Origin of the sequence: Kingella pumchi, from assembly GCF_022288825.1 — a bacterium.
Taxonomy (GTDB): Bacteria; Pseudomonadota; Gammaproteobacteria; order Burkholderiales; family Neisseriaceae; genus Kingella_D; species Kingella_D pumchi.
In genome coordinates this window covers 106,292-112,719 of record NZ_JAKOOW010000009.1, presented here as the reverse complement: position 1 = coordinate 112,719, position 6,428 = coordinate 106,292, and the positions used below count along the sequence as shown (strand labels likewise).

At 60.0% G+C, this 6,428-nt stretch carries 8 protein-coding genes; 5 read left to right on the top strand and 3 right to left on the bottom strand.

Annotated features, from left to right (window positions below):
• Window positions 1-225: 225 nt before the first annotated feature.
• Window positions 226-591, bottom strand: a complete 366-nt coding sequence (locus MB824_RS03335) for a hypothetical protein (protein WP_238745953.1) — start codon at window positions 589-591, stop codon at window positions 226-228.
• Between MB824_RS03335 and lptB the strand changes: the two genes are divergently transcribed.
• The 4 genes from lptB (at window position 500) to dtd (ending at window position 3,469) form a co-directional block, all read left to right on the top strand.
• Window positions 500-1,237, top strand: coding sequence for an LPS export ABC transporter ATP-binding protein (gene lptB / locus MB824_RS03330; RefSeq protein ID WP_238745940.1), 738 nt, complete (start codon window positions 500-502; stop codon window positions 1,235-1,237). The genes MB824_RS03335 and lptB overlap by 92 nt on opposite strands.
• 14 nt (window positions 1,238-1,251) lie before the next feature.
• A complete protein-coding gene (rpoN, locus tag MB824_RS03325) occupies window positions 1,252-2,610 on the top strand; it encodes an RNA polymerase factor sigma-54 (protein WP_238745938.1) in 1,359 nt (452 codons plus the stop codon).
• 51 nt (window positions 2,611-2,661) lie between these two features.
• Entirely contained in the window at window positions 2,662-2,955 is a 294-nt protein-coding gene (gene hpf, locus MB824_RS03320; RefSeq protein WP_238745936.1) for a ribosome hibernation-promoting factor, HPF/YfiA family, read from the top strand.
• Window positions 2,956-3,034: 79 nt separating this feature from the next.
• Entirely contained in the window at window positions 3,035-3,469 is a 435-nt protein-coding gene (dtd, locus tag MB824_RS03315) for a D-aminoacyl-tRNA deacylase (RefSeq protein WP_238745934.1), read from the top strand.
• Between the two features lie 210 nt (window positions 3,470-3,679).
• Here dtd and bioD read toward each other — a convergent pair whose 3' ends face one another.
• Both bioD and bioA read right to left on the bottom strand, forming a co-directional pair.
• Window positions 3,680-4,330, bottom strand: a complete 651-nt coding sequence (gene bioD, locus MB824_RS03310) for a dethiobiotin synthase (protein ID WP_238745933.1) — start codon at window positions 4,328-4,330, stop codon at window positions 3,680-3,682.
• A gap of 150 nt (window positions 4,331-4,480) precedes the next feature.
• A complete protein-coding gene (gene bioA, locus MB824_RS03305) occupies window positions 4,481-5,791 on the bottom strand; it encodes an adenosylmethionine--8-amino-7-oxononanoate transaminase (protein ID WP_238745932.1) in 1,311 nt (436 codons plus the stop codon).
• Window positions 5,792-5,947: 156 nt separating this feature from the next.
• Here bioA and MB824_RS03300 point away from each other — a divergent pair, with 156 nt between their 5' ends.
• Window positions 5,948-6,424 carry an LPS-assembly lipoprotein LptE gene (locus tag MB824_RS03300; protein ID WP_238745931.1) on the top strand — a complete coding sequence of 159 codons (477 nt, stop codon included), beginning with the start codon at window positions 5,948-5,950 and terminating at the stop codon, window positions 6,422-6,424.
• Window positions 6,425-6,428 lie beyond the last annotated feature (4 nt).

Here is a 6,428-nt window from a genome sequence, read left to right as displayed (position 1 = left end):
GGGCAACCTGTTTGTGTTTGAAGAGCATCCCGATTTGAGCATCCCAAACACCACCAATCTGCTTGATGGCGCATTTGCCGGATTAAAGCGGCATTTGGAGTGCCATCACGGCATGAGTAAGGCTAACAAGATAAAGTTTATTCAGGATTATTTCTCTGAAAAATAAATTTTCAGCAGTAAATTTGTTACTTAGTGCCCCGTTTCTCAGATTGAGCAGTAAATTTGTTACTTATGCCTGTTTTTCAGGCTGCTTTTGGTTGCCGTTGTGGCAAATCCGCCCTTTGCACCGCACACGGGCGGTGGGGTTTTTTCAGGCTGCTTGCCAACTCTTTCCTTTTGATTCAAATAACTAGAACAAAATCCTGCCGTTTTGCGTTTCAGACTGCCTGAAAACGGCGGCGACGCGGTTTTGGAAGGCGCGGATATTGTCGGTATAATTTCCTCATCCCTGCCGCCGCCCTGTTGGCGGCTCTGCGCCATCTTGCTTCCAGTAAACTTTATGACTTCATCTTCCCCTTCCGTTTTGCACGTTGCCGGTTTGCAGAAATCGTTTAAAAAACGCCGCGTGGTCAAAGATTTTTCTTTGGACATCGCCAGCGGCGAAGTGGTCGGCCTGCTCGGCCCCAACGGCGCGGGCAAAACCACCAGTTTTTACATGATTGTCGGCCTGATTGCCGCCGATGCCGGCAGCATCACGCTCGACGGCGTCGAGCTGCGCCACCGCCCGATTTACGAGCGCGCCCGCGCCGGTATCGGCTATCTACCGCAGGAAGCGTCGATTTTCCGCAAGATGACGGTGGAGCAGAACATCCGCGCCATTTTGGAAATCAATCTGAAAGACAAGGCCGAAATCGACCGCCGTCTGGAAAAGCTGCTTGAAGACCTCAACATCGGCCGCCTGCGCGCCAGTCCGGCGCCCGCGCTCTCGGGCGGCGAGCGGCGGCGGGTGGAAATCGCCCGCGTGCTGGCGATGCAGCCGCGCTTTATCCTGCTGGACGAACCCTTTGCCGGCGTCGATCCGATTGCGGTGATCGACATCCAGAAAATCATCGCCTTTTTGAAAGAGCGCGGTATCGGCGTGCTGATTACCGACCACAACGTGCGCGAAACCCTACGCATCTGCGACCGTGCCTACATCATCAGCGAAGGCACGGTGCTCGCCTCGGGCAAACCGGAAGAACTGGTGGCCGACGAGCAGGTGCGCGCGGTGTATTTGGGCGAAAACTTCGATTACTGAAGCCGTTTGAAACCATGAGCGAAAACAACTTCCAACTCAAGCTGAAACAAAGCCAGCAGCTCAACCAGAGCATGCAGCAGTCTTTGCGCGTGCTGCAGATGTCGAGCCAGGAAATCGAGCGCGAAGTGGAAGACTGGCTGCTGGACAATCCGCTGCTGGAAAAGGTCGAGAGCGACGGCGAGAGCGAGCTGCCCTACGAGCCGCCGCTGGTATCGGCGGCGGTGTCGCAGCGCAATGTGAGTTTGGAAGACAGCGAAAGCGCCTGGGAAAATCTGGCCGACGAAGAAGACCTCTACGCCTATCTGCACAAGCAGGTGAGCGAGCATCCGCTCACGCAGCTGGAAGCGGCGCATGTGCATGTGCTGATCGATTTTCTCGACGAAAAAGGCTATCTGACCGAAAGCATCGAAGAAATCGTCGACAACACGCCTTTGGAATGGATGCTCAGCGAAGAAGATCTGGAAATCGCGCTCGAGCACCTGCGTAATTTCGACCCGCCCGGCATCGCCACCGAAAACCTGCAGCAGTCGCTGCTGCACCAGCTCTCCCGCCTGCCGATTACGCTGGCGCGCCGCTGCGCCTCGCATATCGTTATGCACCACCTGGACAAGCTCACGCCCAACCAGCCCAAAAACGTCATCCGCCTGGGCAAGCTGCTGCCAGAATTCAGTGACAGCGTGCTCAAAGCCGCGCTCAAAATGATTACGGGCTTGAATCCCTACCCCGCCTACGGCTTTTCCAGCGGCGAGCCGGTGTCCTACGTCAGCCCCGATATTTTCGTCCACAACGACGGCAAAGGCTGGCAGGCGTTCAGCAACCGCGAATCGGGCCCGCAAATCCGCATCAACCAGGAATTGTCCGACGCGCTTGCCGACAGCGAAGGCATCGACAGCGCCTGGCGCGAGAAAATCATCGGTGCCAAGCAGAAAATCGACATGCTCGCCCAGCGCAAAAACACCGTGCTGCGCGTGGCCGAATACATCGTCGAGCGCCAGCAGGACTTTTTCCAGTTCGGCGAAATCGCGCTGGCGCCGATGCTGCTTAAAGAATGCGCCCAGCATCTGAATCTCGCCGAAAGCACCATTTCCCGCGCCGTCAGCAACAAATATTTGGCTTGCCCGCAGGGGCTGTTTGCGTTACGCTATTTCTTCAGCCACGCAGTCAGCGGCGACACCAAAGAAGGCCTGAGCGCCAACGCCATCAAATCTGTTATCAGCCAGCTTGTCGATAACGAAGACAAACGCAAACCCTACTCCGACTGCATGCTGCACAAGTTCCTCCACCAGCAGGGCATCGACATTGCCCGCCGCACCGTGGCCAAATACCGCGAACAATTGGGCATCCCGCCTGTGCAACACCGCCGACACAGTTGATTTCCCTCTGCCCTTTCAGGCAGCCTTCAACCCCGTATAGGAGTGAGCATCATGAATCTGAAAATCACCGGTTTGAACTTCGACGTTACCGAAGCCGTGCGAAACCGAGTTGCAGACAAATTGGAGCGTATCCAGCGCCACAGCGACGGCATCATTTCCGCCACCGTTACGCTGTCGCAGGAAAAAAACGGCCACAAAGCCGCCGCCCAGCTCCATTTGTCCGGCAAAGACCTTCATGTGGAAGCGCAGGAACCGGAAAACATGTACGCTGCCATTGATGTTTTGGCCGACAAACTCGACCGCGCCGTTCTCCAATACAAAGAGAAAAGCCGCAGCGTAAGATAAACGCCCCCAAAGGCAGCCTGAAACGCTTTTCAGGCTGCCTTTTGCATTGCCATCCCTTTACCCGACACGAAAGTAAACCATGATTGCCCTGATCCAACGCGTAGCCCGTGCCAAAGTCGAAACCGGTGGCCAAACCGTCGGCGAAATCGGCCGCGGCCTGCTGGTTTTGCTCGGCGTCGAACGCGGCGACGACGATGCGCGCTGCGACAAACTGCTCGACAAAGTGCTGAACTACCGCGTGTTCTCCGATGCAGACGGCAAAATGAACCTCAACGTCTGCCAGGCCGGCGGCAGCCTGCTGGTGGTTTCCCAGTTCACCCTCGCCGCCGACACTGCCAAAGGCCTGCGCCCGAGCTTTTCGTCCGCCGCCGAACCGCAGAGCGCCGAGCACCTCTATCAGCGCTTTCACCACCGCGCCGCCGAGCGCCTGCCCACCGCTACCGGCCGCTTCGGTGCCGAAATGCAGGTCAGCCTGCAAAACGACGGGCCGGTAACTTTCTGGCTGCAGGTCTGATTTTCAGGCTGCCTTGCCCGCAATGGCAGCCTGAAAGGCTTGGGAGCGCTTTTCAGGCTGCCTGCCGCCACGGTCTTTACGCTTCGGACAGCAGCCGCACTTTCCATTCCAACCGTCTCCGCTTTTCAAACACCCGCACGCCAAAGCAGCCTGAAAGCACCAACTGGGCTTTCAGGCTGCTTTTTGCCGCGCGCTTTTCAGGCTGCCGCATCAGTTGCCGATGCGTTCCAGCACCGACCATTCGGCCTGCGGGAAATGCCGGCGCAGGTAGTCGCGCAGATAGCGTTCGGTTTCGGCGGTGATGGCGGCATCGGTCTCGGGGTAGCGGTTGAAAATCAGGCGCTGCACCGGCAGGCCGGCGCTGCGGGCGGCGTGCAGGCTGAGCAGGGTGTGGTTGATGCTGCCGAGCCGGCCGTTGCTGACCAGCACCAGCGGGTAGCCGCGCTCGGCGGCAAAGTCGAGCAGAGTCAGGTTGCGGGTGAGCGGCACCATCAGGCCGCCGGCGCCTTCGAGCAGGATGGTGTCGTAGTCTTTCAGCATATGGGCGGTGGCGGCGTCGATGCGGACGGGGCTGATTTCGCGGCCTTCGCGTTCGGCGGCCAGATGCGGCGAGCAGGGGTAGGAAAAAACGTAGGGGCAGCTGGCGCCGCTGTGGTCGTGGCGGGTGAGCCCCTGGTTTTGCAGCAGGCGGTGGACGAGTATGTCTTCGGCGATGCCGCTGCAGCCGGTCTGCACCACTTTCTGGGTGCTGACGCGCCGCCCCTGCGCCGCCAGTTCGCGGGCGTAAATGCCGGTGGCGACGGTTTTGCCGACGCCGGTGTCGATGCCGCTGACAAAATAAACGCTTGGCTTGGGATTCATATTCGGGATTCCGTTTTCAGGCTGCTTTCGCCCTTTCAGGCTGCCTGAAAAAAAGCAGTCTGAAAAGATGGGGAAGCAATCAACAAAGGGATAGCAGGCGTTTTTCAGGCTGCTTGGTGTTGGGGCAGCCTGAAAACGCTGCGGATATTTTCAGGCTGCCGGCGTCCACTCTTCGCCGTATTCTTCGGCAACCGCCGCCAGCGTCTGGCGGACGAGAAACTGCAATTCGTCGGCGGAAATCACAAAGGGCGGCATCAGGTAAACCATATTGCCGAAGGGGCGCACCCACACGCCTTTATCGACCAGCCGCGGCTGCAGGGTGGCGGTTGGCACCGGCGCGTGCATTTCCAGCACGCCGATGGCGCCGAGCACGCGCACTTCGCGCACGCAGCGCCAGCCGGCGGCGGCGGCCAGCCCGTCGCGCATCATGCTTTCGATTTGCGCCACCCGCTCTTGCCACGGGCTTTCGCGCAGCATGGCCAGGCTTTCGGCGGCCACCGCGCAGGCTAACGGGTTGGCCATAAAGGTGGGGCCGTGCATCAGCCAGGGATGGTCGCTCTCGTCGATGGCTTGGGCGATGCGCTCGTGGCAGACGGCGGCGGCCAGCGTGAGATAGCCGCCGGTCAGCCCCTTGCCCAGGGTGATGATGTCGGGCACCACGCCGGCGTGTTCGAGCGCAAACATTTTGCCGCTACGGCCAAACCCGGTGGCGATTTCGTCGAATATCAGCGCCACGCCGTAATGGTCGCACAATTCGCGGGCGCGGCGCAGGTATTCGGGGTGGTAGAAATACATGCCGCCGGCGCCCTGCACGATGGGTTCGAGTATCAGGCCGGCGATTTCGTGGTGCTTTTGCGCCAGCAGATCGGCCAGCGGCGCGATGCTTTCAGGCTGCCATTCGCCGTGAAAGGGGCTGGCCGGCTGCGGCAGGAAATACTGCAGCGGCAATCCGGCGGCAAACAGGCTGTGGATGCCGGTTTCCGGGCCGCACACCGACATCGCGTGCCAGGTGTCGCCATGATAGCCGGCGCGCACGGCGGCGAAGCGGCAGCGGCTTTCAGGCTGCCCGACGGCTCTTTGGTACTGCAGCGCCATTTTCATCGCCACTTCCACCGCCACCGAGCCGCTGTCGGTATAAAACACGCGGTTCAGCGGCGCGGGCAGGATGTCGAGCAGCGCCTGCGTCAGCCGCACCGCCGGTTCGTGGGTCAGGCCGCCAAACATCACATGGCTCATGTTTTCCAGCTGGGCGGCGGCAGCGCGGTTGAGCCGCGGATGGTTGTAGCCGTGCAGCGCCGCCCACCACGAAGACATGCCGTCGATCAGGCGGCGGCCGTCGGCCAATTCGAGCGTGCAGCCCTGCGCCCGCGCAACCGGATACACCGGCAGGCGGTTGGGGATGGTGGCATACGGGTGCCAGATGTGACGGCGGTCGATTTCCGCCAGCGTGTTCCAATCCATAATGTTCTCCGTTTCAGGCAGCCTGAAAGCCGCGCAATCGTGCTAACGTTTGTTAACGCATTCCAACCCAAACCAGCAATTATAGAGTCTTTCCGCTATAATACACACCGCCGCCGCTTTCGCGGCACAACCGGCGCCCGAGCGCCTGCAAAACTTATGACCATCAGAATTTTCGCTCTCTTTGCCGCGCTGCTTCTGGCCGCCTGCGGCTTCCAACCCAAAGGCCGCCTGCTGGGCGGTTCGCTGCCGGTACGCGCCTGGCATGTTGCCGGCAACTCGCTGCAGCAGCCGCTGGAAGACGCGCTGCGCCATGCCGACGCGCTGCCGGTTGCCGCCGCCCACGCGCAGGCGGATTTGGAAATCGTCAATATCGACAGCAAAAAAGACATCTACACCATCACCCGCGCCGCCAAGCTCAACGAATACCTGCTGTCGCTGAAAGTGTCGGCGCAGGCCTACCGCAACGGCCAGCCGTGGGGCGCGCCGATTGAAGTCGAAGTGCGCCGCACCCTGCCCTACGCCGACAGCATGGTGTTGGGCAAGCAGGAAGAAGAGCAGACCGTGTGGAAAGAAATGCAGGCCGATGCCGCCGAGCAGATTGTTTACCGCCTGCGCTTTCTGAAAGCCGAATAGGGGC